This window comes from Enterobacter asburiae (assembly GCA_011754535.1).
Classification (GTDB): domain Bacteria; phylum Pseudomonadota; class Gammaproteobacteria; order Enterobacterales; family Enterobacteriaceae; genus Enterobacter; species Enterobacter cloacae_N.
In genome coordinates this window covers 3,836,189-3,859,856 of record JAAQVN010000001.1, presented here as the reverse complement: position 1 = coordinate 3,859,856, position 23,668 = coordinate 3,836,189, and the positions used below count along the sequence as shown (strand labels likewise).

General features: G+C 60.0%; 25 protein-coding genes. 12 read left to right on the top strand and 13 right to left on the bottom strand.

Going from position 1 to position 23,668, the window contains the following annotated elements:
- Window positions 1-90: 90 nt before the first annotated feature.
- Window positions 91-321, bottom strand: a complete 231-nt coding sequence (locus tag HBM95_18275) for a type I toxin-antitoxin system SymE family toxin (GenBank protein NIH44855.1) — start codon at window positions 319-321, stop codon at window positions 91-93.
- A gap of 175 nt (window positions 322-496) precedes the next feature.
- Between HBM95_18275 and HBM95_18270 the strand changes: the two genes are divergently transcribed.
- On the top strand, window positions 497-841 hold the full coding sequence (locus HBM95_18270; GenBank protein ID NIH44854.1) for a nitrous oxide-stimulated promoter family protein: 345 nt from the start codon (window positions 497-499) through the stop codon (window positions 839-841).
- A gap of 5 nt (window positions 842-846) precedes the next feature.
- Here HBM95_18270 and HBM95_18265 read toward each other — a convergent pair whose 3' ends face one another.
- The 10 genes from HBM95_18265 to hypA form a co-directional block, all read right to left on the bottom strand.
- A complete protein-coding gene (locus HBM95_18265) occupies window positions 847-2,067 on the bottom strand; it encodes an MFS transporter (GenBank protein ID NIH44853.1) in 1,221 nt (406 codons plus the stop codon).
- A 16-nt stretch (window positions 2,068-2,083) separates the two neighbouring features.
- Complete coding sequence (locus HBM95_18260) at window positions 2,084-2,845, bottom strand: ABC transporter ATP-binding protein (protein ID NIH44852.1); 762 nt, start codon at window positions 2,843-2,845, stop codon at window positions 2,084-2,086.
- Window positions 2,845-3,882 (bottom strand): iron ABC transporter permease, encoded by a 1,038-nt coding sequence (locus tag HBM95_18255; protein NIH44851.1) that lies wholly within the window; start codon window positions 3,880-3,882, stop codon window positions 2,845-2,847. The genes HBM95_18260 and HBM95_18255 overlap by 1 nt, the downstream gene beginning before the upstream one ends.
- Complete coding sequence (locus HBM95_18250; protein ID NIH44850.1) at window positions 3,882-4,880, bottom strand: ABC transporter substrate-binding protein; 999 nt, start codon at window positions 4,878-4,880, stop codon at window positions 3,882-3,884. The genes HBM95_18255 and HBM95_18250 overlap by 1 nt, the downstream gene beginning before the upstream one ends.
- A gap of 153 nt (window positions 4,881-5,033) precedes the next feature.
- Window positions 5,034-7,106, bottom strand: coding sequence for a formate hydrogenlyase transcriptional activator FlhA (flhA, locus tag HBM95_18245; GenBank protein ID NIH44849.1), 2,073 nt, complete (start codon window positions 7,104-7,106; stop codon window positions 5,034-5,036).
- A gap of 64 nt (window positions 7,107-7,170) precedes the next feature.
- On the bottom strand, window positions 7,171-8,181 hold the full coding sequence (hypE, locus tag HBM95_18240) for a hydrogenase expression/formation protein HypE (protein NIH44848.1): 1,011 nt from the start codon (window positions 8,179-8,181) through the stop codon (window positions 7,171-7,173).
- Complete coding sequence (hypD, locus tag HBM95_18235; protein ID NIH44847.1) at window positions 8,178-9,299, bottom strand: hydrogenase formation protein HypD; 1,122 nt, start codon at window positions 9,297-9,299, stop codon at window positions 8,178-8,180. Before hypD ends, hypE begins: the two co-directional genes overlap by 4 nt.
- A gap of 2 nt (window positions 9,300-9,301) precedes the next feature.
- Window positions 9,302-9,574 (bottom strand): HypC/HybG/HupF family hydrogenase formation chaperone, encoded by a 273-nt coding sequence (locus HBM95_18230; GenBank protein NIH44846.1) that lies wholly within the window; start codon window positions 9,572-9,574, stop codon window positions 9,302-9,304.
- On the bottom strand, window positions 9,565-10,428 hold the full coding sequence (hypB, locus tag HBM95_18225) for a hydrogenase nickel incorporation protein HypB (protein ID NIH44845.1): 864 nt from the start codon (window positions 10,426-10,428) through the stop codon (window positions 9,565-9,567). Before hypB ends, HBM95_18230 begins: the two co-directional genes overlap by 10 nt.
- A gap of 3 nt (window positions 10,429-10,431) precedes the next feature.
- A complete protein-coding gene (gene hypA, locus HBM95_18220; protein NIH44844.1) occupies window positions 10,432-10,782 on the bottom strand; it encodes a hydrogenase maturation nickel metallochaperone HypA in 351 nt (116 codons plus the stop codon).
- A 211-nt stretch (window positions 10,783-10,993) separates the two neighbouring features.
- Here hypA and hycA point away from each other — a divergent pair, with 211 nt between their 5' ends.
- The 9 genes from hycA to hycI all read left to right on the top strand — a co-directional run bounded on the left by hycA (window position 10,994) and on the right by hycI (window position 18,775).
- Window positions 10,994-11,458 carry a formate hydrogenlyase regulator HycA gene (gene hycA, locus HBM95_18215; protein ID NIH44843.1) on the top strand — a complete coding sequence of 155 codons (465 nt, stop codon included), beginning with the start codon at window positions 10,994-10,996 and terminating at the stop codon, window positions 11,456-11,458.
- Window positions 11,459-11,531: 73 nt separating this feature from the next.
- Window positions 11,532-12,140, top strand: coding sequence for a 4Fe-4S dicluster domain-containing protein (locus tag HBM95_18210; protein NIH44842.1), 609 nt, complete (start codon window positions 11,532-11,534; stop codon window positions 12,138-12,140).
- Window positions 12,137-13,951, top strand: coding sequence for a formate hydrogenlyase subunit 3 (hycC, locus tag HBM95_18205; protein ID NIH44841.1), 1,815 nt, complete (start codon window positions 12,137-12,139; stop codon window positions 13,949-13,951). Before HBM95_18210 ends, hycC begins: the two co-directional genes overlap by 4 nt.
- Before the next feature lies 1 nt (window position 13,952).
- Entirely contained in the window at window positions 13,953-14,876 is a 924-nt protein-coding gene (locus HBM95_18200; GenBank protein NIH44840.1) for a respiratory chain complex I subunit 1 family protein, read from the top strand.
- A 15-nt stretch (window positions 14,877-14,891) separates the two neighbouring features.
- Window positions 14,892-16,601, top strand: a complete 1,710-nt coding sequence (gene hycE, locus HBM95_18195) for a formate hydrogenlyase subunit HycE (protein ID NIH44839.1) — start codon at window positions 14,892-14,894, stop codon at window positions 16,599-16,601.
- 9 nt (window positions 16,602-16,610) lie between these two features.
- The gene (locus HBM95_18190) at window positions 16,611-17,153 is read left to right on the top strand and encodes a 4Fe-4S binding protein (GenBank protein NIH44838.1); all 543 of its coding nucleotides are present in this window, start codon (window positions 16,611-16,613) and stop codon (window positions 17,151-17,153) included.
- Window positions 17,153-17,920, top strand: coding sequence for an NADH-quinone oxidoreductase subunit B family protein (locus tag HBM95_18185; protein ID NIH44837.1), 768 nt, complete (start codon window positions 17,153-17,155; stop codon window positions 17,918-17,920). The genes HBM95_18190 and HBM95_18185 overlap by 1 nt, the downstream gene beginning before the upstream one ends.
- Window positions 17,917-18,327: a HycH family protein gene (locus HBM95_18180; protein NIH44836.1), complete on the top strand. Its 411-nt coding sequence runs from the start codon at window positions 17,917-17,919 to the stop codon at window positions 18,325-18,327. The genes HBM95_18185 and HBM95_18180 overlap by 4 nt, the downstream gene beginning before the upstream one ends.
- On the top strand, window positions 18,320-18,775 hold the full coding sequence (hycI, locus tag HBM95_18175) for a hydrogenase maturation peptidase HycI (protein NIH44835.1): 456 nt from the start codon (window positions 18,320-18,322) through the stop codon (window positions 18,773-18,775). Before HBM95_18180 ends, hycI begins: the two co-directional genes overlap by 8 nt.
- 88 nt (window positions 18,776-18,863) lie before the next feature.
- On the opposite strand, the gene HBM95_18170 is transcribed toward hycI, so the two are convergent.
- Both HBM95_18170 and ascF read right to left on the bottom strand, forming a co-directional pair.
- Window positions 18,864-20,288, bottom strand: coding sequence for a 6-phospho-beta-glucosidase (locus tag HBM95_18170; protein NIH44834.1), 1,425 nt, complete (start codon window positions 20,286-20,288; stop codon window positions 18,864-18,866).
- 18 nt (window positions 20,289-20,306) lie between these two features.
- The gene (gene ascF / locus HBM95_18165) at window positions 20,307-21,758 is read right to left on the bottom strand and encodes a PTS cellobiose/arbutin/salicin transporter subunit IIBC (GenBank protein NIH44833.1); all 1,452 of its coding nucleotides are present in this window, start codon (window positions 21,756-21,758) and stop codon (window positions 20,307-20,309) included.
- Between the two features lie 213 nt (window positions 21,759-21,971).
- Here ascF and HBM95_18160 point away from each other — a divergent pair, with 213 nt between their 5' ends.
- Both HBM95_18160 and hydN read left to right on the top strand, forming a co-directional pair.
- Window positions 21,972-22,985 carry a LacI family DNA-binding transcriptional regulator gene (locus HBM95_18160; GenBank protein ID NIH44832.1) on the top strand — a complete coding sequence of 338 codons (1,014 nt, stop codon included), beginning with the start codon at window positions 21,972-21,974 and terminating at the stop codon, window positions 22,983-22,985.
- A gap of 131 nt (window positions 22,986-23,116) precedes the next feature.
- Window positions 23,117-23,662: an electron transport protein HydN gene (gene hydN / locus HBM95_18155; GenBank protein NIH44831.1), complete on the top strand. Its 546-nt coding sequence runs from the start codon at window positions 23,117-23,119 to the stop codon at window positions 23,660-23,662.
- Window positions 23,663-23,668: the final 6 nt, after the last annotated feature.

Here is a 23,668-nt window from a genome sequence, read left to right as displayed (position 1 = left end):
GAAAATAAACCGTTTTGAGCGGCTCAGTGGCCGTTTGTTCCTTCTATTGTCGCATGAAAAAAAGGTCCGGCGCAGAAAAATGTGGCGGCTTTACGAGGTGCCTTCCGACATTAATTCGATGACAATTTTTCCATGCTCTACGCCCACCCTGACCCGGGAGTTGGTGGTAAAGCCCGCTTTTTCAAGCCAGTCGCCTTTTAAGCTCAGCGCCGCATGCACGCTGTACCGCTTTGGAATCTTCGTTTTTCGATCCTCGTGACGTTTTCTGAAATATCCCACTTTTAAATGGCGGTAGGGTTTGCCGATCGCGATCTCTTTCATAGGGTCTCCAGACTATACGGACAACGGTCATTCCTGATGCCTGTATAAAATACCAGTGATTTTTAGCGGGCGCAGGGGTAATAGTGGAATCAGGCTTCAGAAAACGGAATGCAACACCTGAAATTCAGCGTGTAAAAGTGTACTATTGATGCATCTTATTGTTCGGTAAGTCGCTATGACCGGTAAACGCATATCACGTGAAAAAGAGACCATCGCGAAAATGATCGCGTTGTACGAAAAGCAGTGTCCACAGGCTTCTCAGGAAGCGGGGCATTATCGGGCGCTCAACGCGTATGCCGATAAGCGCCTGGATAAGTGTGTTTTTGGTGAAGAAAAGCCCGCCTGTAAACAATGCCCGGTGCACTGCTACCAGCCTGCCAGACGTGAAGAGATGAAGCAGATTATGCGCTGGGCAGGCCCGCGTATGTTATGGCGACACCCCATTCTGACCGTCCGTCATCTGATGGATGACCGTCGTCCGGTGCCGGAACTGCCGGAAAAGTATCGTCCGAAAAAATAAGCCGTTCAGCTTCGTAGCGGGCGGCAAATCACATTCATGGCCAGCGCGCTGCAGAGTGGAAAGAGCGCCAGCAGCAGCCAGGGATACATTGCCTGCGTTGAAGGCACCAGCGCGCGATCCAGCAGGCTGCCAAACAACAGGTTTCCGGCCAGTACCGCAATGCCTCCGGCGGTGGAGAGTGCGCCGTAGTGCGCGCCCAGCGTTGATTCCTCGGCGAACCGCGGAATGAGATCTTTTGCCGACGGCACCAGCAGCATCTGTCCCAGCGTCAGCAGCGTGACAAACGAGACCGAGGGCAGAAGCCGCAGCCAGCCTTCAGGCGGTACTGTTGCCGCGAACATTGCCACGCTCGCGAAGGCGGCGGAAAGCAGCAAAAAGCCCACCGGCAGAATGTTCACCGCGCCCACGCGACGGGCGAAACGCGCCAGCGGCAGCTGTAAGGTAATGATCAGAACGGAGGCCAGCATAAAAAGCGGGCCGAGATCTTTCTCGTTACCGCCGGAGCGCTGGATCTCTACCGGCAGCGCCAGATAGAGCTGGTTGTAGCTTAACAGCCAGGAGCTGTACGCAATGATAAAGGCGACAAAGCGCGGCTGGCGGAACGTCGTCCACCAGGGCACTATTTTAATCTTCTGTGAACGGTGTCCAGCAGCAGGCAGACAGAAGTAAAGCACCAGTAACGCAATGATAAAGACGCCTGCACCCGCCAGCGCCACCTGGCGGAAGCCAAGCCCCGTTAGCAGGGCGCCAGCAACCGGGCCTAGTACCGCGCCGAGCTCTCCGCAGACGGCAAAGAGCGCAAACCACTCCGCGCGGCTTCGTTTGCCTTTCGCCTCACTGTGTGTGCCCGCTTTTGCCAGCAGAGCCTCAATTGAGGGAGAAAATAACGCGCCACCGACGCCCGTCAGACACGCGCCCAGAATAATCGGCCACAGCGATCCCCCGAAGGCCAGTAGCAGATAGCCCGAAACACGAACTATACAGCCGCTGAGGATAACCCCTTTCGCGCCAAACCGGTCCGAGAGTGCCCCGCCAACGATAAACATCCCCTGTTGCGAGAACGTGCGCAGGCCCAGGATCAGCCCGATAAGCCCGCCGGAGAGCAGCATGTCGTCGCGCAGAAATATCGCCAGGAAGGGAACGACGGCGTAAAACCCAATGTTAAAAACAAACTGACTACCCAGTAAAACGGGTGGCCAGAGCGTGGTGGCGGGGCGAAGGGGCATTGTCGATCACTCGTCCCTACACGATAAAGTGAATGTGCTTTTTGCCATGGAACGGCGAGATCTCAATTTTGGTTTTGACTCTGAAGACCTCCCAGAGCAACGACTCGGATAAAATGTCCTGCGGTGTTCCGGTCGCCACAATTTGCCCTTTCTGCATCACAATCAGCGAGTCGCAGAACATTGAGGCGTGGTTGAGATCGTGGATGGCGACAATGCTGGTAACAGGTAATTCGCTGATCAACTGCATCAGCTGCATCTGATGATGGATGTCCAGGTGGTTGGTCGGTTCATCCAGCAGGATTTCCGTTGGGGTCTGGGCCAGCGCGCGGGCAATATGTACGCGCTGGCGCTCGCCGCCGGAGAGGCTCAGCCAGCCCTGCTCGCTGCGGTCCAGCATATCGACACGCTGCAGAGCCGCGGTGACGGTGTCGTCATCTTGCGCGCTCCAGTTCGAAAAAGCGGAGTGGTGCGGAATACGCCCGAGTTTCACCACGTCGCGCACGCGCATATTGGCGTCGGTCATCCCGTGCTGCTCAACGAACGCCACCCGGCGGGCAAGCTGCTTTTTGGCGATGCGGGAAATGTCCTGCCCGTCCAGGGTCACGCTGCCCGCATCCGGGCGACGCAGGCCAGCCAGGATACGCAAAAGAGACGATTTGCCGCAGCCGTTAGGGCCAAGGAGACCCACGGTTTCGCCCCGGGAAACCTTCAGCGAGACGTCATTGACGATAACTTTTTTGCCGACCTTCCAGGTAATATTTTCAGCGCAGATACTCATCACTTATTCCTTGAACGGTAGATAATCACGGCAAAGAAAGGCACGCCCACCAGCGCGGTGACTACGCCGACGGGGAGGCTTTGCGGCGCAATCAGCATCCGCGAGGCGATGTCGGCCAGCACCATCAGGATCGCCCCGGCCAGCGCGCTGGCAATCAGCAGCGTGCGGTGCAGCGGCCCGAACAGGAAACGCATAACGTGCGGTACCACCAGCCCCACAAAGCCGATTGAACCCGCCATGCTGACAATCGTCGCGGTAATTAGCGCGGTAGTGGTAAAGAGCGTCAGGCGAACCCACGGGACGGCAATACCTAAAGAGGCCGCGGCGTCATCACCAAAGGTAAAGGCGTCCAGCGCCCGGGAATAGTAGAGGCAGACGGCAAGGCCCGCCAGCACGACAACCAGCGCCAGCTGGAATTCCGGCCATCGCACGCCGCTAAAGCTGCCCAGTAGCCAGAACATCACGTCGCGCGCCTGCTGGGCGCTGGCGGAGGTACTGATGGTATAGGCGGTAATGGCGTTGAACAGCTGAGAGGCCGCAACCCCTGCCAGAATGGTACGTTCATTCCCCCCGCGCGCGCCGTTCGTCAGAAATGCGACAAACGCAAAGGCGGCGAACGCCCCGGCAAACGCGCCCGCAGAGAGCGATACCGCGCCGGTGCCGATGCCCAGAACGACGACCGACACCGCCCCGGTTGAAGCACCCGCCGACACGCCGAGCACGTAAGGTTCTGCCAGCGCGTTTTTCAGCAGGCTTTGCAGCACGGCGCCGCAGATGGCTAAACCGGCCCCGCAGCACGCCGCCACCAGCGCGCGGCTCAGGCGGAAGTCCCAGATAACGCTCTCATAGATGCGGTTGAGCGGAACGTCGGTCAGCCCCAGCTTATTACCGATAGCATAAAAGACATTGGACAGCGGAATCGACAGCTCGCCGACGCTGACGCCAAGGGCAATCACCAGAAACAGCAGGATAACAGCAAGAAGAGCAGAAGTGGTCAGGATCAGGCCCTGGCGGGCCTGAAGTACGGCAACTGTCATCAGTTCAGCCCCAGCTTTCTGAGCTGCTCGCCCACCTGCTCAGCACCGTAAATCGTACGAATCGTCGGGTTCATCGCCTGACCGTCCATCACCACGATATGGCCTTTCTTCACGGCATCAAGCTGGCTCACGGCCGGATCGCTTTTCAGGAATTTGATTTTCTCTTCCGCGTTATCCAGCGCCCAGCGGTTGCGGTCCAGGCTGGAGACCACAATCACATCCGGATTAGCGGCAATAATGCTTTCCCAGCCGACGGTTGGCCATTCGGTCTCAGCGGTAATGGCGTTATGGCCGCCCAGCACGTTGGCAATAAAACCGGAGGCGCTGTTTTTCCCGCCGACATAGGCATCCGCCGAAGGCGAGGCGCTTGAGAACCAGAAGACAAACGAGAGATCTTTTTTGTTTTTACCAAATTCCTGACGCAGGTCGGCCTCGCGTTTTTTGAAATCGGCAATGACGGCCTGGCCGCGATCTTCAACGTTAAAGATTTTGGCGAGATCCTCAATCTCTTTATAGAGATAGGTCATATCCCATAGCTTCTGGCGGCTGCCGTACATATCGCCTGCGGCCTTTTTGGTGGCGCACATGCCTGGTGATAAATAGCTGTTCACGCCGACGGTGGCCAGATCTTCACGTTTTGCGACCTTACTTTCCGGCCCGAGCAGCAGCGGCAGCTGGGCAGGAACAAAATCGGGATTTTGCGAAAGGATGGATTCAAGGGTAGGAATTTCAACCGTCAGGGTTTTGATTTTGGCATTCTGTTCCGCCAGCTGCGGCAGCACTTTTGTCGGCCAGAAGGCGCTGGCCTTCACCTTATCTTCAAGGCCCAGCAGGAGCAAAATTTCCACGGTGTTCTGGCCCAGGGCCACAACGCGTTCCGGCGCTTTAGCGAATGTCTCTTTGTAGCCACAGTTTTCAATCGTCAGAGGATATGTGGTTGCCAGAGCAGAACTGACCGACGCAATCGCCAGGCCTAACGCGCAGATGACCTTCTTCATGAAATGCTACCCTTCATTAAAATTTTTTTTGATGCAAATGAAACGCATTATTAAGGCGGGATTTTATACAGAGGAAACGATTTTGTGTCAATGAGGGACAATTGCGCAGGGTAACAAAAGGCGGTGTCAGAAAAACACCGCCGGAATAAAGCCTTAAATGAGACTCTCTTTATCAATCCCGAGACGCTTCATGCGCGACAGCAGGGTGGTGCGTTTTAACCCCAGCCGCTGGGCCGCCCCTTTCGGCCCGGCCACCACGCCGTTGGTCTCTTTCAGCACGCGCAGAATGAGCTGATATTCATCTTCTCCCTCTTTCGCTACCTCGGCGGCGGGTACGGTCACGTCAGGAAGGGCAATCTCAGGCAGGGAGAGCTGCAGCACGTTCCCGCGCGTCAGCAGCACCGCGCGCTCAATGACGTTTTCCAGTTCACGCACGTTGCCCGGCCACTCCATCGATGAGAGGGTGCGCAGCGTCTCGGCGGGAATGCTGTCGATGTTTCGCCCCATCCGGCGCGCGATTTTCGCGGTAAAGGCCTTGACCAGAAGGGGGATATCTTCCGGGCGTTCGCGCAGCGGCGGCAGGCAGATCGGAAAGACGTTCAGGCGATAGTAAAGGTCGCTTCTGAATTCGCGGTCGGCGACCATTTTTTTCAGATCGCGGTTGGTGGCGGCAATCAGGCGCACGTCGGTCTGGATAAGCTTGTTGCTGCCGAGGCGCTCAAACTCCTGCTCCTGCAAGACGCGTAGCAGCTTGGGCTGTAGCTCCAGCGGCATATCGCCCACTTCGTCGAGGAACAGCGAGCTTTTATCCGCCAGCTCGAAACGGCCCAGCCGCTGGCTGCTGGCCCCGGTAAACGCGCCGCGCTCGTGGCCGAAGAGATCGCTTTCCAGCAGACCCGCTGGCATCGCCGCGCAGTTCATCTTCACCATGCGTCGGCTGTTGCGGTTGCTCAGGTTATGGATGGCGCGGGCAATCAGCTCTTTACCGGTACCGGTTTCGCCGAGGATCAGCACCGTGCTGTCGCTCTGTGCCACCATTTCCACCTGCTTGAGGACGCTGTACATGGCGTCGCTGCGCCCGATGATTTCGCCAAACTCGCTGTCCACATTGTTGAGCTGCTCGGTCAGGGCCAGATTCTCGTCCACCAGCCGCTCTTTCAGGCGGTGGATCTCCTGATAGGCGAGGGCGTTATCCAGCGCGATAGAAATACGCTCGGCGATCTGGCGCAGCAGCTTCAGGTTGGCGGTGGTAAACACGGCCTCATCGCACTGCGCCAGTTTGAGCACCCCAAGCATGGTGCTGCCGGACATCAGCGGCAGCAGGCACAGAGTCTGAATTTTGTTGCCCCAGGTGTTAAACAGCATCCGCTCGTACGGCGCCACCGGGTCCTGCTCGCTAAGGTTAAGCAGCAGGATCTCCTTGCTTTTAAACACCCGCTCAGAAAGGGTGCCCGCTTCGTCCACCTCGCTCTGCTCGTGCGCCGGGTTAGCCTCATCGAGGTAGTGGGTGGAATAGATGTTCAGCTTGCCTTTGCGGTTCCCGCGCAGCGCGATGCTGATAGCGTCGATTTTGAAATAGTGGTGGATCTCCTTCGAGACTTCGCTGACCAGCTCATCCATATCGAGGCGCGACAGCACGGCGTTGGTGATGGCGACCAGAATACGAAAGTTGTCGCGCTCGCGGCTCAGCAGGTCGTAATCCACGTTATTGGTGACGCGGCTTTGGATCTGCTCCGCGACGACGGCCACGATCTGGGTAAAGGTATGCAGACGCTCGTACTCCGCCTCGCTCCAGGGCTGGTCGGTATTGCGGATAAACTCGCAGCCGCCAAAAATATGGCCCTCCGCCGCCAGCGGCAGCATGCCGTAATGACCGAAAGGCTGATAAAGATTGCTCTCTGCCAGCCGCGGCCACGCCATCCGAAACTCTTCAAAATTGCAGTGCAGCACTTCAGGCCGGGAGAGAATGCGGCGCACCGGGCCATGCGCCAGATACGTCTCGTCCTCGTACTCAAACGCTTTGCCATTATCGCGCGTTGAGTAGTAGCTCGCGCGGTGCGTTCCGCTATGCCAGAGCACAATCGCCGCGCTGTCCGCCAGCGCTGATTGCCTGACCAGCCGCGTCAGGGCATCGCTCAGCGCGCCGAGATCGGGCTGTTGTAAAAGTGTGCGCGTAATGTCAAACAGGCCCTGCTGTCCAAGATCGCTCATCGGTGTATACGGCATTATTGCTTTCCAATAGAAACTGGCAAAAAAGAGAGATTCAGTGCTGACCGCTTATGGCGCGGCTCTAGCAAATTCGGGGTAGCGGCTCAGCGTGCGGCAGGTCCAGCGTGCGCTTCACGCCATAAAGCCCGGCCAGGCGCACCCCTTTGCGCTCAACCACGTCTCCGATGATGGCCGCGTCTTTCCCTAAGGGATGCGCACGTAGCTGCTCAAGCACCGCCTCAGCAGCCTGGCGCTCCACGCCGATCGCCAGCTTGCCTTCGTTAGCAAAGTTTAGCGGGTCAAGCCCCAATAGCTCGCACAGCCCGCGTACGGCAGGCTTAACGGGCAGGCTGCGCTCGGTGAGTTCAATTCCGCACCCGCAGCTTGCGGCGAACTCGTGGACGACGGCATTCACCCCTCCACGGGTGGCATCGCGCAGAGCCTTCACGCCGGGAATGGCGCGCAGCGTCTGAATCAGCGGGGTGAGTACCGCGCAGTCGCTGCGAAGCTCGCCGTCCAGTCCTAATCCTTCGCGCAGGTTAAGGATAGTCGCCCCGTGGCAGCCCAGCGTGCCGGTCACGATCAGCACGTCGCCGACGCTAAGCCGCTGCGCGCCCCAGTGAACGTCTGCGGGGATCGCCCCCATGCCGGCGGTGTTGATGAAGAGCTTATCGGCCGCACCGCGCTGGACCACTTTGGTGTCCCCGGTGACGATAGCGATCCCCGCCTCGCGCGCGGTGTGCGCCATGCTGTTCACCACCGCCGTGAGCGTCTCCATCGGTAACCCTTCTTCAAGAATAAACCCGCAGGAGAGGTAGCGCGGAATGGCGCCGCTGACGGCTACGTCGTTGGCGGTGCCGCAGACGGCGAGCTTGCCGATATCGCCGCCCGGGAAGAACAGCGGGTCAATCACGTAGCTGTCGGTGGAGAACGCCAGCCGATCGCCCTGTTCGGTGAGGGACGCGAGGTCAATGCGCGCCTGATCCTCCTGCTCGGCAAGCCAGGGGTTATTAAAGGCCTCCACGAACAACCGGTTAATCAGCTGCTGCATCGCCTGTCCGCCACTTCCGTGCGCCATTTCCACCGTGTTCATGCTTCACACTCCTGGTTGCGATACTGATACCACGCGGCGCAGGCTCCTTCGGAGGAGACCATCAGCGCGCCAAACGCGGTTTGCGGGTTACAGGTGTTGCCAAATAACGGGCAGTGATGAGGTTTGCATTTGCCGGTAAGCACCTCGCCGCAGCGGGCGCGGGGATCGTCGCACACCTGCTGTGGCTGTGGGCGGAAGTGCGCTTCGGCATCGAATGCGCGATAGGCAGGCGTCAGGTGCACGCCGGATTCGGCAATCAGCCCCAGCCCGCGCCACTCGCTGTCGCCCTCAACGCTAAACACGTCGGCTATCGCCTGCTGCGCCCGTTCATTTCCCGCATCGGGCACCACGCGGCGATACTGATTTTCCACCGCGCTCAGGGCCGCTATTTTCTGCTCAACCAGCATGGTCACACCTTGCAGTAGATCAAGCGGTTCGAAACCAGCGACCACTAACGGACGATTGTACTGTTCAGCGATAAAACCGTAGGCGTCTGTGCCAATCACCATGCTGACGTGGCCCGGTGCCAGAAACGCGTCGATGCCGTTGTCCGGCTCTTCCAGCAGGCTGCGCAGCGTGGGAATGAGCGTAATATGCTGGCAGAAAAAGAAAAAGTTACCGACACCGCGCGCTTTCGCCTGCTGCAGCGTGATGGCCGTAGCGGGCATGGTGGTCTCAAAACCCAGCCCGAAAAAGACGACCTTGCGCTCAGGGTTATCCATCGCCAGCGTCAGGGCATCCATCGGTGAGTAAACGATCCGCACGTCCGCCCCGCGCGCTTTCGCCTGCAGCAGCGAGCCGTTTTTCCCCGGCACGCGCATCGCGTCGCCAAAGGTGCAGAAAGTAACGTCGGGCTGGCCGGCAATTTCAATGCAGCTGTCGATGCGCCCCATCGGCAGCACGCACACCGGGCAGCCGGGGCCGTGAATAAACTCGATGTTCTCCGGCAGCAGCTGGTCGAGGCCAAATTTGAAGATGGCGTGCGTATGTCCGCCGCACACCTCCATGATCCGCAGCGGCTTTTCTTTCGTGTAGTCCAGCAGCGCCGCGCGCGTTTTCAGATGCCCGATAAGCTGCATCCCCTGTTCCGGCGCGCGGTATTCATCAACGTAACGCATGATTACCTTTCCTCGCCGTACAGCAGCGCGCCGACGTCCGGTTCCACGTCGAACATGTTTTGCAGCGCGTCGAGCGTGTCGCGGGCTTCTGCTTCGTTAATCACGCTCATCGCAAAGCCTACGTGGACCAGCACCCACTGGCCGAGGCGCGACGCGCCCGTCTCATCGGTGCTGCCCACCAGCGTCAGGTCGACGTCGCGCAGGATGCCGCAAACCTCGACTTTGGCCTGATTGCCGTCGATGGCGTGAATTTGTCCCGGTACGCCTATGCACATCGTTCGCTCTCCAGCCAGTCCAGCCAGGCGTCCATCCCGTCGCCGCGCGTGGCGGAAACCAGCAGGATGTGAATGTCCGGGTTCACCTCGCGGGCATACGCCATACACTTATCAACGTCAAAATTCAGGTACGGCAGCAGGTCGACTTTGTTCAGCAGCATGATGGAGGCGGCGGCGAACATGTGCGGATACTTCAACGGCTTGTCCTCCCCTTCGGTGACGGAGAGCACCGCCACCTTGTGGCGTTCGCCAAGGTCAAAGCTTGCCGGGCAGACCAGGTTACCGACGTTTTCAATAAACAGGATGCCGTTATCCGCCAGCGGCAGGCGCGGCGCGGCGTCGGCAATCATCTGCGCGTCCAGGTGGCAGCCTTTACCGGTGTTAACTTGAATTGCCGGGGTGCCGGTTTCGCGGATGCGCGCCGCGTCGTTTACCGTTTGCTGGTCGCCCTCGATCACCGCGCAGGAGACGCGCCCGTTGAGGCGTTTGAGCGTTTCGGTCAGCAGCGTGGTTTTGCCGGAACCGGGGCTGGAGACCAGGTTCAGCACCAGCTGTTTGCGGGCGGCGAAGCGGGCGCGGTTGCGGGCGGCGATCTGGTTATTTTTGTCCAGCACGTCGAGCTCCACCTCCAGCATCTGGCGCTGGCTCATGCCCGGCGCGTGGGTGCCCGCTTCGCCGTGGCCGTAATGCAGGTCGCCCGCGTCGGAGCGCTGCGGTGCAAAGGTGATCCCGGTCAGGGCCGCCGCAGGACGCGGGGCGGGGGAAAAGGGCGCGGAGCGAAACGCGGAGTGGGGGCGGTGTTCATCCCCTTCTATATACAGGTTGCCTTCGGCGCAACCGCAGGTACTACACATACTTTACTCCTTCTCAATTTCGAGGCGTTGGATCTGCATGCCGTCATCCGCCACGATGCGCAGCCCGGCGCTCTGGCACTGCGGGCAGCGCTGAACCTTCGATGACAGCAGGGTGACGTACTGCTGGCACTGCTCGCACCAGCACTCCGCCTGCTGCTCTTCAATATGCAGCGCGCAGCCTTCCGCCAGCGTGCCGCGGCACACCAGCTCAAAGCAGAAGGCCAGGGCGCTGGTCTCGACGCAGGAAAACGCCCCGACCTTCAGCCAGACGCCGGTGACGCGTTTCGCGCGGTTTTGCACTGCCTGCTGTTCGATAAGCTCCAGAGCACGCTGGCAGAGGGTGATTTCGTGCATGACGCCTCCTCAATGAATTGCGCCATTGAATGCAATAACGGTGCCAGCTTGATTTTTGTTAAGGCGTGACGATGTCAACGCTGTCGAAATGACACGTCGACATCGCAGCGTTGACAGTGAATTTTTTGATAAAGGCATTGTAAATCAATTAATTAAAAACTGGCACGGAATCTGCTTAACAGCCGCTATCTCCATTAACCGGATACCTTTTATGACTATTTGGGAAATCAGCGAAAAAGCGGATTACATCGCGCAGCGCCACCAGCAGCTTCAGGATCAGTGGCACCTCTACTGCAACTCTCTGGTTCAGGGGATCACCCTGTCAAAAGCGCGTCTGCATCACGCGATGAGCTGTGCGGCGCAGGGCGATATGCGATTTGTCCTCTTCGGCCATTTCACGGTTTTTGTCACCCTGGCAGACAGCTTTAACAGCCACACCATCGAGTACTACGTCGAGAACAAAGAGGGTGAAAAACAGTGTATTGCGCAGGCCCAGCTGATGGCCGACGGCATGGTCGACGGCTACGTCAGCAACCGCGATCGCCAGCAGGTGCTTGAGCACTATCTGGAGAAAATCGCGCCGGTTTACAACGGTCTCTACGCCGCGGTTGAACACGACTTGCCGGTCGACCTGAAACAGCTGGTCGCGGGAAAGATTCCCGCTAACCCTGCCTGATAACCGTGTGTCGAAAAGTGTCGATGAGACAGTTTTTCGTCGTCAAAAATGACCATCACCTGAGGATTGCCCGGTGAACCGTTTTGTAATTGCTGACTCGACGGTCTGTATTGGCTGTCGAACCTGTGAGGCGGCGTGCTCGGAAACGCACCGCCTGCACGGGCTGCAGTCCATGCCGCGCCTGCGCGTCATGCGTAATGAAAAAGAGTCTGCCCCGCAGCTCTGCCACCACTGTGAAGATGCCCCGTGTGCGGGCGTGTGCCCGGTTAACGCCATCACCCGCGTCGATGGCGCGGTCCAGCTGAACGAAAGCCTGTGCGTCAGCTGCAAGCTGTGCGGCATCGCCTGCCCGTTCGGCGCCATTGAATTCTCCGGCAGCCGCCCGCTCCATATCCCGGCGAACGCCAATACCCCGAAAGCGCTGCCTGCGCCACCCGCTCCGGCGAAGGTGAGCACGCTGCTGGACTGGGTCCCCGGCATCCGCGCTATCGCGGTGAAGTGCGACCTGTGCAGCTTTGACGAACAGGGCCCGGCCTGCGTGCGGACCTGCCCGACCAAAGCGCTGATCCTGGTCAACATCCGCGACATCGCCCGCACCAGCAGGCGCAAGCGCGAGCTGACCATTAATACCGACGTCGGCGATCTTTCGCTTCTGCAGTCGCTTAACGAGGGGGCGAAATGAACGCGATATTTATGATTAACAGCGCCGTGGCGTACTTTGCCGCTGCCGCCGTGCTGGCGCTGGTGTTCTCTTTCCATAAAACCCTGAGCGGCTGGATAGCCGGTATCGGCGGGGCGGTCGGCAGCCTGATGACGCTGGCCGCTGGCGGCGTGGTTCTGCTCGGCGGACAATCCGTGGAAACACTTATGCCGCTGATTCGCCACACCGTGGCGATTACACCGCTAAACGCCATCTGGCTGGTGACCTTTGGCCTGTGCGGGCTGTTTATCAGCCTGTTCAATATTGACTGGCACCGTCATCAGCAGGTCAAAGCCAACGGCCTGCTGGTGAACCTGCTGATGGCCACGGCGGTCTGCACGGTTATCGCCAGCAACCTCGGTGCGCTGGTGGTGATGGCGGAGATCATGGCCCTGTGCGGCGTGTTCCTGACGGGCTGCAGCGCCTCCGGCAAGCTGTGGTTTGCGCTCGGTCGCCTCGGGACGCTGCTGCTGGCGCTGGCCTGCTGGTTGGTGTGGCAGCGTTTCGGCACCCTGGACTTTTCCGCGCTTAACGGCCAGACGCTGGGCAACGACGTCTGGCTGCTTGGCGTAGTCGGCTTTGGCCTGCTGGCCGGGATTATCCCGCTGCACGGCTGGGTGCCGCAGGCGCATGCGAATGCCCCGGCGCCGGCTGCCGCGCTGTTCTCCACAGTGGTGATGAAGGTGGGGCTGTTCGGTATCCTGACCCTCACGCTGACCGGCGGTCAGCCGCCGCTTTGGTGGGGCGTGATGCTGCTGATTGCGGGCATGGTCACCGCGTTCGTTGGCGGGTTGTACGCCCTGATGGAGCACAACATTCAGCGCCTGCTGGCGTACCACACCCTTGAAAATATCGGCATCATCCTGCTCGGTATGGGCGCGGGCGTCGCCGGGCTGGCGCTTAACCAGCCGGCGCTGATTGCTGCTGGGTTTATCGGCGGCCTGTATCACCTCGTCAACCACAGCCTGTTTAAAAGCACCCTCTTCCTCGGGGCGGGTAGCGTCTGGTTCCGCACCGGCCATCGGGATATCGAAAAGCTCGGCGGCATCGGCAAAAAGATGCCGGTGATTTCACTCGCCATGCTGGTGGGGCTGATGGCGATGGCTGCGCTGCCGCCGCTGAACGGCTTTGCCGGGGAGTGGGTGATCTACCAGTCCTTCTTCGCGCTCGGTCAGAGCGATCTCTTTATCGCGCGCCTGTTAGGCCCGCTACTGGCAGTCGGGCTGGCGATTACCGGGGCGCTGGCGGTGATGTGCATGGCGAAGGTTTACGGCGTGACCTTCCTCGGCGCGCCGCGCACCCGCGAAGCTGAAAACGCCTGCTGCGCACCGGTACTGATGTGTGCCAGCGTGGTCGCGCTGGCGCTGTGCTGCATTGCGGGCGGGGTTGCCGCGCCGTGGCTACTGCCGCTGCTGGGCAACGCCGTTCCGCTGCCGCTGACCACGGTGCATACCGTCGTATCCCAGCCGATGATGGCGCTGCTGCTGGTTGCCGCACCGCTGCTGCCATTCGTGCTGATGCTGTTCTTTAAACGCGACCGACTCGCCTCCCGCTCGCGCGGCGCGGCGTGGGCCTGCGGCTACGAACACGAGCAGTCGATGGTCATCACCGCCCACGGTTTCGCCATGCCGGTGAAGGAAAACTTCGCCGCCGTGCTGAAGCTGCGCCGCTGGCTGAACCCGGTGGGCTGGGTACCGGGCTGGCAGAGCGCCGCCGCACCCGCGCTGTTCCGCCGTCTGGCGGTCATCGAGCTGGCGGTGCTGGTGGTTATTGTGATTTCACGAGGAGCCTGACATGAGTCTGTTACTGGCAATTCTTCAGGCGCTGGTGCTGTTCGCCGCCGCGCCGCTGCTGTCGGGCATCACGCGCGTGGCGCGCGCCCGAATGCACAACCGCCGCGGGCCTGGGGTGTTCCAGGAGTACCGCGATCTCTTCAAGCTGCTTTCTCGTCAGAGCGTGGCCCCGGACGCCGCAGGCTGGGTCTTCCGCCTGACGCCGTTCGTGATGGTTGGCGTGATGCTGACCATCGCCACCGCTCTGCCGGTGGTGACGGTGGCGTCGCCGCTGCCGGCGCTCGGCGATCTAATCACGCTGATTTACCTCTTCGCCATTGCCCGTTTCTTCTTTGCGATTGCGGGCCTGGATACCGGAAGCCCGTTTACTGGCATTGGCGCCAGCCGCGAGGCGATGCTCGGCGTGCTGGTGGAGCCGATCCTGCTGCTGGGGCTGTGGGTCGCCGCGCAGGTGGCCGGTTCCACCCATATCAGCTTTATCACCGACACCGTTTATCACTGGCCGGTGGCCCGCTCCATTCCGCTGGTGCTGGCGCTCTGTGCCTGCGCGTTCGCCACGTTTATTGAGATGGGCAAACTGCCGTTCGATCTGGCGGAAGCCGAGCAGGAGCTGCAGGAAGGTCCGCTTACCGAGTACAGCGGCTATGGCTTCGCGGTGCTGAAGTGGGGCATCAGCCTCAAGCAGGTGGTGGTGCTGCAGATGTTTGTCGGCGTCTTCTTCCCGTGGGGACAAATGACGCACTTTACCGCGGGTGGTCTGGTGCTGGCCGTCGTGATTGCCGCCCTCAAGCTGCTGGTCGGCGTGCTGGTGATTGCCCTGTTTGAAAACAGCATGGCGCGCCTGCGTTTTGTCGAAACGTCGTGCATCACCTGGGCCGGTTTTGGTTTTGCATTTTTAGCGTTCGTCTCCTTGCTGGTGGCGTGATTAAAGAGAATTTTTATGTCTGAAGAAAAGAAAGGTCAGCAGTATCTCGCCGCGTTGCATCAGGCTTTCCCCGGCGTGGTGCTGGAGGAGTCCTGGCAAACCAAAGACCAGGTAACCGTCACCGTGAAGGTGAACTACCTGCCGGAAGTGGTGGAGTTTCTTTACTACCGTCAGGGCGGCTGGCTGTCGGTGCTGTTCGGTAACGACGAGCGCCAGCTGTGCGGCAACTACGCGGTGTACTACGTGATGTCGATGGAGCAGGGCGAGAAGTGCTGGATCACCGTGCGCGTTGAAGTCGACCCGAATAAGCCGGAATACCCGTCCGTCACGCCGCGCGTGCCTGCCGCCGTCTGGGGCGAACGCGAGGTGCGCGACATGTACGGCCTGGTGCCGGTCGGCCTGCCGGACGAGCGCCGCCTGGTGCTGCCGGACGACTGGCCGGACGAACTCTACCCGCTGCGCAAAGACAGCATGGACTACCGCCAGCGCCCGGCGCCGACCACCGACAGCGAAACCTACGAGTTCATCAACGAGCTCGGCAGCAAGAAGAACAACGTGGTGCCGATCGGCCCGCTGCACGTCACCTCCGACGAACCGGGCCACTTCCGCCTGTTCGTCGACGGCGAGAACATCATCGACGCCGACTACCGCCTGTTCTACGTCCATCGCGGCATGGAAAAGCTGGCGGAAACCCGCATGGGCTATAACGAAGTGACGTTCCTCTCTGACCGCGTGTGCGGCATCTGCGGCTTTGCCCACAGCACTGCCTATACCACATCGGTGGAAAACGGCATGGGGATCGTGGTGCCGGAACGCGCGCAGATGATCCGCGCCATTCTGCTGGAGGTGGAACGCCTGCACTCACACCTGCTTAACCTCGGCCTGGCCTGCCACTTCGTTGGCTTTGACTCCGGGTTTATGCAGTTCTTCCGCGTGCGCGAGGCGTCGATGAAGATGGCGGAGATCCTCACCGGGGCGCGTAAAACCTATGGTCTGAACCTGATCGGCGGGATCCGCCGCGACCTGCTGAAGGACGACATGATCCAGACCCGCCAGTTGGCCCAGCAGATGCGCCGCGATGTGCAGGAGCTGGTGGATATGCTGCTCAGCACGCCAAACATCGAGCAGCGCACCGTCGGCATCGGCCGCCTTGACCCGGAAATCGCCCGCGACTTCAGTAACGTCGGCCCGATGGTACGCGCCAGCGGCCACGCCCGCGACACCCGCGCCGATCACCCGTTTGTCGGCTACGGCCTGCTGCCGATGACCGTGCACAGCGAGCAGGGCTGCGACGTCATCTCGCGACTTAAGGTGCGCATCAACGAGGTATTCACCGCCCTGAATATGATCGACTTCGGCCTCGATAACCTGCCGGGCGGCCCGCTGATGGTGGAGGGCTTCACCTACATCCCGAACCGCTTCGCCCTTGGCTTTGCCGAAGCACCGCGCGGGGACGACATTCACTGGAGCATGACCGGCGACAACCAGAAGCTGTACCGCTGGCGCTGCCGCGCGGCCACCTACGCCAACTGGCCAACCCTGCGCTATATGCTGCGCGGCAACACGGTTTCCGATGCGCCGCTGATCATCGGCAGCCTCGACCCGTGCTACTCCTGCACCGACCGCATGACCGTCGTGGACGTGCGTAAGAAGAAAAGCCAGGTGGTGCCGTACAAAGAGCTTGAGCGCTACAGCATCGAGCGTAAGAACTCGCCGCTGAAATAAGGACTCGCCATGTTTACCTTTATCAAAAAAGTCATCAAAACCGGCGTGCAGACCAGCAGCTATCCGCTGGAGCCGATGCCGGTGGACAAAAACTTTCGCGGCAAGCCGGAGCACAATCCGCAGCAGTGCATCGGCTGCGCGGCCTGCGTCAACGCCTGCCCGTCGAACGCCTTAACGGTGGAAACGGATCTCAAAACCGGCGAGCTGGCCTGGCAGTTCAACCTCGGGCGCTGCATCTTCTGCGGCCGCTGCGAGGAGGTCTGCCCGACAGTAGCCATTCGCCTGTCGCAGGAATACGAGCTGGCGGTGTGGAAGAAAGAGGATTTTCTGCAGCAGTCGCGCTTTGACCTGTGCAACTGCCGCGTCTGCCAGCGCCCGTTCGCCGTGCAAAAAGAGATCGACTACGCCATCGCGCTGCTGCAGCACAACGGCGACGCCCGCGCGGAGCATCACCGTGAAAGCTTCGAAACCTGCCCGGCGTGCAAGCGTCAGAAGTGTCTGCTGCCGTCCGACCGCATTGATATCACCCGCCACATGAGAGAGGCCAGCTGATGGAAAACCTACTGGGCCCGCGCGACGCTAACGGCCTTCCGGTGCCGATGACGGTGGACGAATCCATCGCCAGCATGAAGGCGTCGCTGCTGAAAAAAATCAAACGCTCGGCCTACGTTTACCGCGTGGACTGCGGCGGCTGCAACGGCTGCGAGATCGAGATCTTCGCTACCCTGTCGCCGCTGTTTGACGCCGAGCGCTTCGGTATCAAAGTCGTGCCGTCCCCGCGTCATGCGGACATCCTGCTGTTTACCGGCGCCGTCACCCGCGCCATGCGCTCGCCCGCGCTGCGCGCCTGGCAGTCCGCACCGGACCCGAAAATATGCATCTCGTACGGCGCCTGCGGTAACAGCGGGGGCATCTTCCACGACCTTTACTGCGTCTGGGGCGGCACAGATAAAATCGTGCCGGTGGACGTCTACATTCCCGGCTGCCCGCCGACGCCTGCCGCAACGCTGTACGGCTTTGCCATGGCGCTCGGCCTGCTGGAGCAGAAAATCCACGCCCGCGAGCCGGGCGAGCTGGACAACAAGCCTGCCGCCATTCTGCACCCGGACATGGTGCAGCCGCTGCGGGTGAAGGTTGACCGCACGGCGCGGAAACTGGCGGGCTATCGCTATGGCCGCCAGATTGCCGACGATTATCTGCGCCTGCTGAGCCAGGGCGACCATCAGGTGGCGCGCTGGCTCGAGGCCGAGAACGATCCGCGTCTTAATGAGATTGTGGCGAATCTGAACAGCATCGTGGATGAGGCGCGTATCCGATGAGTGAAACGGTGGTGTTCAGCCAACTGAGCCGTAAGTTTATTGATGAGAACGATGCCACGCCGGATGCGGCGCAGCAGGTGGTCTATTACAGCCTGGCGATTGGGCATCACCTCGGGGTGATTGACTGCCTGGAGGCGGCGCTGAGCTGCCCGTGGCCCGAGTACCTGGCGTGGATCGCCACGCTGGAGGAGGGTAGTACGGCGCGTCGCAAGATGGAGGGCGTGCCGAAGTACGGCGAGATCGTCATCGACGCCAACCACATTGCGATGCTCGCCAACGCCTTTGACGCGGCGCTCTGCAGGCAAACCCCGGCACAGCAGGCGTGGAGCACCACGTTGCTCGGCATGCTGCACGATATTCATCAGGAGAGCGCCATCTACCTGATGGTGAGGAGATTACGTGACTGACGTTTTACTGTGTGTCGGCAACAGTATGATGGGCGACGACGGCGCGGGTCCGCTGTTGGCAGAAATGTGCGCCGCGAACCCGCAGGGCAGCTGGGTAGTGATTGACGGCGGCAGCGCGCCGGAAAATGACGTGGTCGCCATACGCGAGCTGCGTCCGGAGAGACTGTTAATCGTCGATGCCACCGATATGGGGCTCAACCCCGGCGAGATCCGCCTGATAGACCCGGACGACATCGCCGAGATGTTTATGATGACGACGCACAATATGCCGCTGAACTACCTGGTCGATCAGATTAAAGACGACGTGGGCGAGGTGCTGTTTTTGGGGATCCAGCCGGACATTGTCGGATTTTATTACCCGATGACGCCGCCGGTGAAAGAGGCGGTGGAAGTGGTCTATTCACGGCTTGCGGGATGGGTTGGGGATGGAGGTTTTTCTCAGCTCTGAGCAGTGCCGGGTGGCGGCTTCGCCTTACCCGGCCTACCAGACCCATCTCCCTCTCCCCGTGGGAGAGGGCTGGGGTGAGGGCAACAGGCTACTCCAGATCCCCCCCGTTACTCGCAATCACCTTCTTATACCACCAGAACGATTTCTTGCGCTTGCGCTCCAGCGTGCCGTTCCCGGCGTCATCGCGGTCAACGTACACAAACCCGTAGCGCTTGCTCATCTCCCCGGTTGAGGCCGAGACCAGGTCGATGCAGCCCCAGGTGGTGTAGCCCATCAGCGGCACGCCGTCCTCAATCGCGTCGCCCATCGCGCGGATATGCTCGCGCAGATAGCTGATGCGGTAGTCGTCGTTGATCTCGCCGTTTTCATCAATGACGTCCTTCGCCCCGAGGCCGTTTTCAACCAGGAACAGCGGCTTCTGGTAGCGGTCGTACATCATGTTCATGGTAATGCGCAGGCCGAGCGGATCGATGCCCCAGCCCCATTCACTCACCTGAATATGCGGGTTGCGCAGGGACTTCACGATGTTCGCCGCGCTGGTGTTGCCCGCGTTCATGTCCGCCGACGCGCAGCGCGAGGCGTAGTAGCTGAACGAGACAAAATCGACGGTGTTTTTCAGAAGTAGATCGTCGCCGGGATCTTTCACAATCACCACGCCTTTCTCGCGGAACACGCGGGCAGAATAGGCCGGATAGCTGCCGCGCGCCTGCACGTCGATAAAGAACAGGTTCTCGCGGTCTTTCTCCAGCGCCATCCACACATCTTCCGGCTTGCAGGAGTAGGGGTAGAAGTTCCCGCCCGCCAGCATGCAGCCGACCTGGTTTTCCGGGTTCACCTCGTGGGCTATTTTGGTCGCCAGCGCGCTTGCCACCAGCTCATGGTGCGCGGCCTGGTATTTCACCTGGTCTTCGTTTTCACCTTCCTCAAACACCAGCCCCGCGCCAGAGAACGGGCTGTGCAGCATGATGTTGATTTCGTTGAAGGTCAGCCAGTATTTCACCAGCCCGTTAAATTCTTCAAAGCAGGTGCGGGCGTAGCGGGCGAAGAAATCGACCATCTTACGGTTGCGCCACGAGCCGTACTCCGTCACCAGGTGCATCGGCACGTCGAAGTGGCACAGGGTGACCAGCGGCTCAATGTTGTACTTTTTGCACTCCTCGAACACCGCGCGGTAGAAGGCAATACCCTCTTTGTTCGGCAGCGGCTCGTCGCCGTTCGGGTAGAGGCGGCTCCAGGCAATCGAGGTGCGGAACACCGTAAAGCCCATCTCCGCCATCAGGGCGATGTCTTCTTTATAGCGATGGTAAAAATCAATCGCCTCGTGGCTCGGGTAGAATTCGTCGTCACGCAGCGAAAAACGCTTTTCCTGACCGATCTTCACCGCCAGACGATGCGCGCCGTGGGGGATCATATCGACCGTTGTCAGTCCTTTGCCGCCCTCACGGTAAGCACCTTCACTCTGGTTGGCGGCAAGCGCGCCGCCCCATAAAAATCCTTGTGGAAAAACAGACATTCTTACCTCGCTTTCAATTTATGCTTTTGCTGCGTTGTTCTGAACCGGTGCGGTCTGCAGGGCGCGCGCTTTTTCAGCTTCGTCTTCGACCGGGATATCCTCAAACCCTAAAAGCAGGGTCAGAACAAACGACAGCACCACCGCCAGCCCCATTACGCCAAACACCCAGACGATGGTCATCGGGTTAGACGGGTCGAAGAACTGCACGCTGGTGAACAGCCCCGGCGCCGCCATCGAGTGGCTGGCGAGACCGGCCATGCCGGCGACCGCCCCGCAGATAAAGCCGCTGATCAGGCTCGCAATCAGCGGACGTTTCAGACGCACCGCCACGCCGTACAGCGCCGGTTCAGAGATCCCCGCCATAATGGCGGAGGCCGCTGCCGCCAGCGCCGTCTGGCGCAGCTCCGGGTTTTTGGTTTTCCAGGCCACCGCCAGCGACGAGCCGCCGAGCGACAGGTTAGCGCCGATTTCCGACGGCATGACCATCCCTTCCTTGCCCGTTTCGGCGATGGTCTGAATGATGGTCGGCGTAAACACGCGGTGCATCCCGGTCATCACCAGCAGCGGCCAGAGCGCGCCCATGATGGCGACGGAGAGCCAGCCCAGATAGCCATGAATGGTGTAGACCAGCGCGGAGATGGCGCTACCGATCCAGATCCCGAGCGGGCCAATCAGCACGATGGCGAGCGGGGCGGCAATCAGCACGATCAGCATCGGCTTCAGGAAGTTTTTGGTTACCGCCGGGGTAATGCGATCTACCCAGCGTTCGATGTACGACAGGCACCAGGTCATCACCAGTGCCGGGATGACGGTGTAGGTGTATTTCACCGCCGTCACCGGAATAAAGGCGAACTCAACGTGTTCGCCCTGCGCGGCTTTCGCCATCAGCTCGATAAAGCTCGGGTGTACCAGCACGCCCGCGATGGCGATCGCCAGCGACATATTGGTTTTGAACTTCACCGCCGCCGAGGCCGCTACCATCAGCGGCAGGAAGAAGAACGCGCCGTCGCCGATGACGGTCAGAATGGTGAGCGTCGGCGCGCCTTTTGGCAGCACGCCGGTCATCTCAAGGATCATCGCCAGCAGCTTGACCATTGAACCGCCGATGATCGCCGGGATCAGCGGGGACATGGTGCCGATCAGTGCGTCGAGGATCCCGGCACCAATGCGGCGTAAGGTCAGTTTCTGCGGACCTTCCGGTACGGCAGGCTGCAGGCTGGTTGGCAACAGACTCACCACTTCGCGATACGCCTGTGAAACGGTGTTGCCAATAATGACCTGACACTGGTTGTCATTGCGCACCACGCCGAGCACGCCGCTGATGCTTTTCAGGCGCGCAACGTCGGTGAGGGTTTCGTCTTTCAGAACGAAACGCAGTCGCGTCATGCAGTGGGTGACGGCGACGATGTTCTCTTTGCCGCCCAGCGCGCTGATAACGTCGTTCGCCAGCGCAGCGTAATTTTTGGCCATCGGATGTGATCCTGTTATCGTTGTGTGAAATGTAGGAAACCGGTTCCACATAATCATCATGACTTTCTTTTGATGAAACAAGATCGCTTTTTGAACATTTTTCTTTTTCGTGATTCAGATCGCAATGAGATGCCGAAAGCGTGATGTTGCCGCTGCGACAATTTTTCCGCGGTGCAGTACACTGCCCGCATGAGTTTCGGATGGAAGAACAGTATGACCACGATGCTGGAAGTGGCGAAGCGGGCAGGCGTTTCGAAAGCGACGGTTTCCCGGGTGTTGTCGGGCAACGGCTACGTTAGCCAGGAGACCAAAGACCGGGTGTTTCAGGCCATTGAAGAGAGCGGCTATCGCCCGAATTTGCTGGCGCGCAACCTGGCGACCAAACGCACCCAGACCCTGGGGCTGGTGGTGACGAACACCCTTTATCACGGCGTCTACTTTAGCGAACTGCTGTTTCACGCCGCGCGGATGACGGAAGAAAAAGGGCGGCAGCTGATCCTCGCCGACGGCAAGCACAGCGCCGAAGAAGAGCGCGAGGCGATCCAGTATCTGCTGGATATGCGCTGCGATGCGGTGATTATCTATCCGCGTTTTCTGAACGTGGAAGAGCTGGACGAGCTCGTTGAGAAGTGCGAGCAGCCGATTATGGTGCTCAACCGCCGCCTGCGGAAAAACAGCAGCCACAGCGTCTGGTCCGATCATAAAGCCTCGTGTCAGGACGCGGTGTCGCAGCTGATTGCAAAAGGGCACCGGGAGATTGCGTTTATCACCGGCTCGATGGATTCCCCCACCGGGGTCGAGCGTCTTTCCGGTTACAGGGATGCGCTGGTGCAGCACGCTATTCCGCTGCGCGAGGGGCTGATTGCGCAGGGGAAGTGGAACCCCACCAGCGGCGCAGCGGCGGTTTCTGAACTGCTTGCTCGCGGGGAACGCTTTACCGCGCTGGTGGCGAGCAATGACGATATGGCGATCGGCGCCATCAAGCAGCTGCACGACAGCGGCGTCGCCACGCCGGACGCGGTATCCGTCATCGGTTTTGACGACGTGGCCATCGCGCCCTATATCGTGCCGTCGCTCTCCAGCGTGCGTATTCCGGTGACGGAGATGATTCAGGAGACCATCAGCCGCCTGATCTTCATGCTCGACGGCGGGGAGTTTAAATATCAGCAAACCTTCTCCGGCGAGCTTGTCCTGCGCGACTCCGTCATTGATGGCCCGTACCGCTGACGTCGACATCTGTCATCGTCACTAATGACGATGACAGAAAATTTGTTTTACATTTCTCTTGAAATCAATACCTTAAATGTTGGCACGGTTTATGAATAGCTTCGCGCATAACAGTTATGCCGGAGAAGCAGATGAACCGTTTTATTATGGCCGATGCCAGTAAGTGCATTGGTTGCCGTACCTGTGAAGTGGCGTGCGTGGTTTCCCATCAGGCGGAGCAGGACTGCGCCTCTCTCACTCCTGATACCTTCCTGCCGCGCATCCACGTCATTAAAGGCGTGAATATTTCCACCGCCGCCATCTGTCGCCAGTGCGAAGATGCACCGTGCGCCAACGTCTGCCCGAACGGGGCGATTAAGCGCGAGAAGGGCTTTGTGCACGTGATGCAGGAGCGCTGTATCGGCTGCAAAACCTGCGTTGTCGCCTGCCCGTATGGCGCGATGGAGGTGGTGGTTCGTCCGGTGGTGCGCAACAGCGGTATGGGGCTGAGCGTGCGGGCAGAGAAGGCCGAAGCCAATAAATGCGACCTTTGCTATCACCGTGAAGCCGGCCCGGCCTGTATGGAAGCCTGCCCGACGCACGCGCTGGTCTGCGTGGATCGCGATAAGCTTGAGCAGATGAGCGCCGAAAAACGCCGTCGCGCGGCGTTCGACACATCGTCATCGCTGCTGTTTTAAGCCGCG

Bases quoted from the DNA above. Each gene is read 5' to 3' on its own strand.
- HBM95_18180 (NIH44836.1), top strand. From the start codon at position 17,917: ATGAGTGAAACGGTGGTGTTCAGCCAACTGAGCCGTAAGTTTATTGAT.
- hycA (NIH44843.1), top strand. From the start codon at position 10,994: ATGACTATTTGGGAAATCAGCGAAAAAGCGGATTACATCGCGCAGCGC.
- hypA (NIH44844.1), bottom strand. From the start codon at position 10,782: ATGCACGAAATCACCCTCTGCCAGCGTGCTCTGGAGCTTATCGAACAG.
- hycE (NIH44839.1), top strand. From the start codon at position 14,892: ATGTCTGAAGAAAAGAAAGGTCAGCAGTATCTCGCCGCGTTGCATCAG.
- hypE (NIH44848.1), bottom strand. From the start codon at position 8,181: ATGAACACGGTGGAAATGGCGCACGGAAGTGGCGGACAGGCGATGCAG.
- HBM95_18200 (NIH44840.1), top strand. From the start codon at position 13,953: ATGAGTCTGTTACTGGCAATTCTTCAGGCGCTGGTGCTGTTCGCCGCC.
- HBM95_18170 (NIH44834.1), bottom strand. From the start codon at position 20,288: ATGTCTGTTTTTCCACAAGGATTTTTATGGGGCGGCGCGCTTGCCGCC.
- HBM95_18260 (NIH44852.1), bottom strand. From the start codon at position 2,845: ATGAGTATCTGCGCTGAAAATATTACCTGGAAGGTCGGCAAAAAAGTT.
- flhA (NIH44849.1), bottom strand. From the start codon at position 7,106: ATGCCGTATACACCGATGAGCGATCTTGGACAGCAGGGCCTGTTTGAC.
- HBM95_18185 (NIH44837.1), top strand. From the start codon at position 17,153: ATGGAAAACCTACTGGGCCCGCGCGACGCTAACGGCCTTCCGGTGCCG.
- HBM95_18230 (NIH44846.1), bottom strand. From the start codon at position 9,574: ATGTGCATAGGCGTACCGGGACAAATTCACGCCATCGACGGCAATCAG.
- HBM95_18190 (NIH44838.1), top strand. From the start codon at position 16,611: ATGTTTACCTTTATCAAAAAAGTCATCAAAACCGGCGTGCAGACCAGC.
- ascF (NIH44833.1), bottom strand. From the start codon at position 21,758: ATGGCCAAAAATTACGCTGCGCTGGCGAACGACGTTATCAGCGCGCTG.
- hydN (NIH44831.1), top strand. From the start codon at position 23,117: ATGAACCGTTTTATTATGGCCGATGCCAGTAAGTGCATTGGTTGCCGT.
- HBM95_18270 (NIH44854.1), top strand. From the start codon at position 497: ATGACCGGTAAACGCATATCACGTGAAAAAGAGACCATCGCGAAAATG.
- HBM95_18255 (NIH44851.1), bottom strand. From the start codon at position 3,882: ATGACAGTTGCCGTACTTCAGGCCCGCCAGGGCCTGATCCTGACCACT.
- HBM95_18250 (NIH44850.1), bottom strand. From the start codon at position 4,880: ATGAAGAAGGTCATCTGCGCGTTAGGCCTGGCGATTGCGTCGGTCAGT.
- hycC (NIH44841.1), top strand. From the start codon at position 12,137: ATGAACGCGATATTTATGATTAACAGCGCCGTGGCGTACTTTGCCGCT.
- HBM95_18275 (NIH44855.1), bottom strand. From the start codon at position 321: ATGAAAGAGATCGCGATCGGCAAACCCTACCGCCATTTAAAAGTGGGA.
- HBM95_18160 (NIH44832.1), top strand. From the start codon at position 21,972: ATGACCACGATGCTGGAAGTGGCGAAGCGGGCAGGCGTTTCGAAAGCG.
- HBM95_18265 (NIH44853.1), bottom strand. From the start codon at position 2,067: ATGCCCCTTCGCCCCGCCACCACGCTCTGGCCACCCGTTTTACTGGGT.
- hypB (NIH44845.1), bottom strand. From the start codon at position 10,428: ATGTGTAGTACCTGCGGTTGCGCCGAAGGCAACCTGTATATAGAAGGG.
- hypD (NIH44847.1), bottom strand. From the start codon at position 9,299: ATGCGTTACGTTGATGAATACCGCGCGCCGGAACAGGGGATGCAGCTT.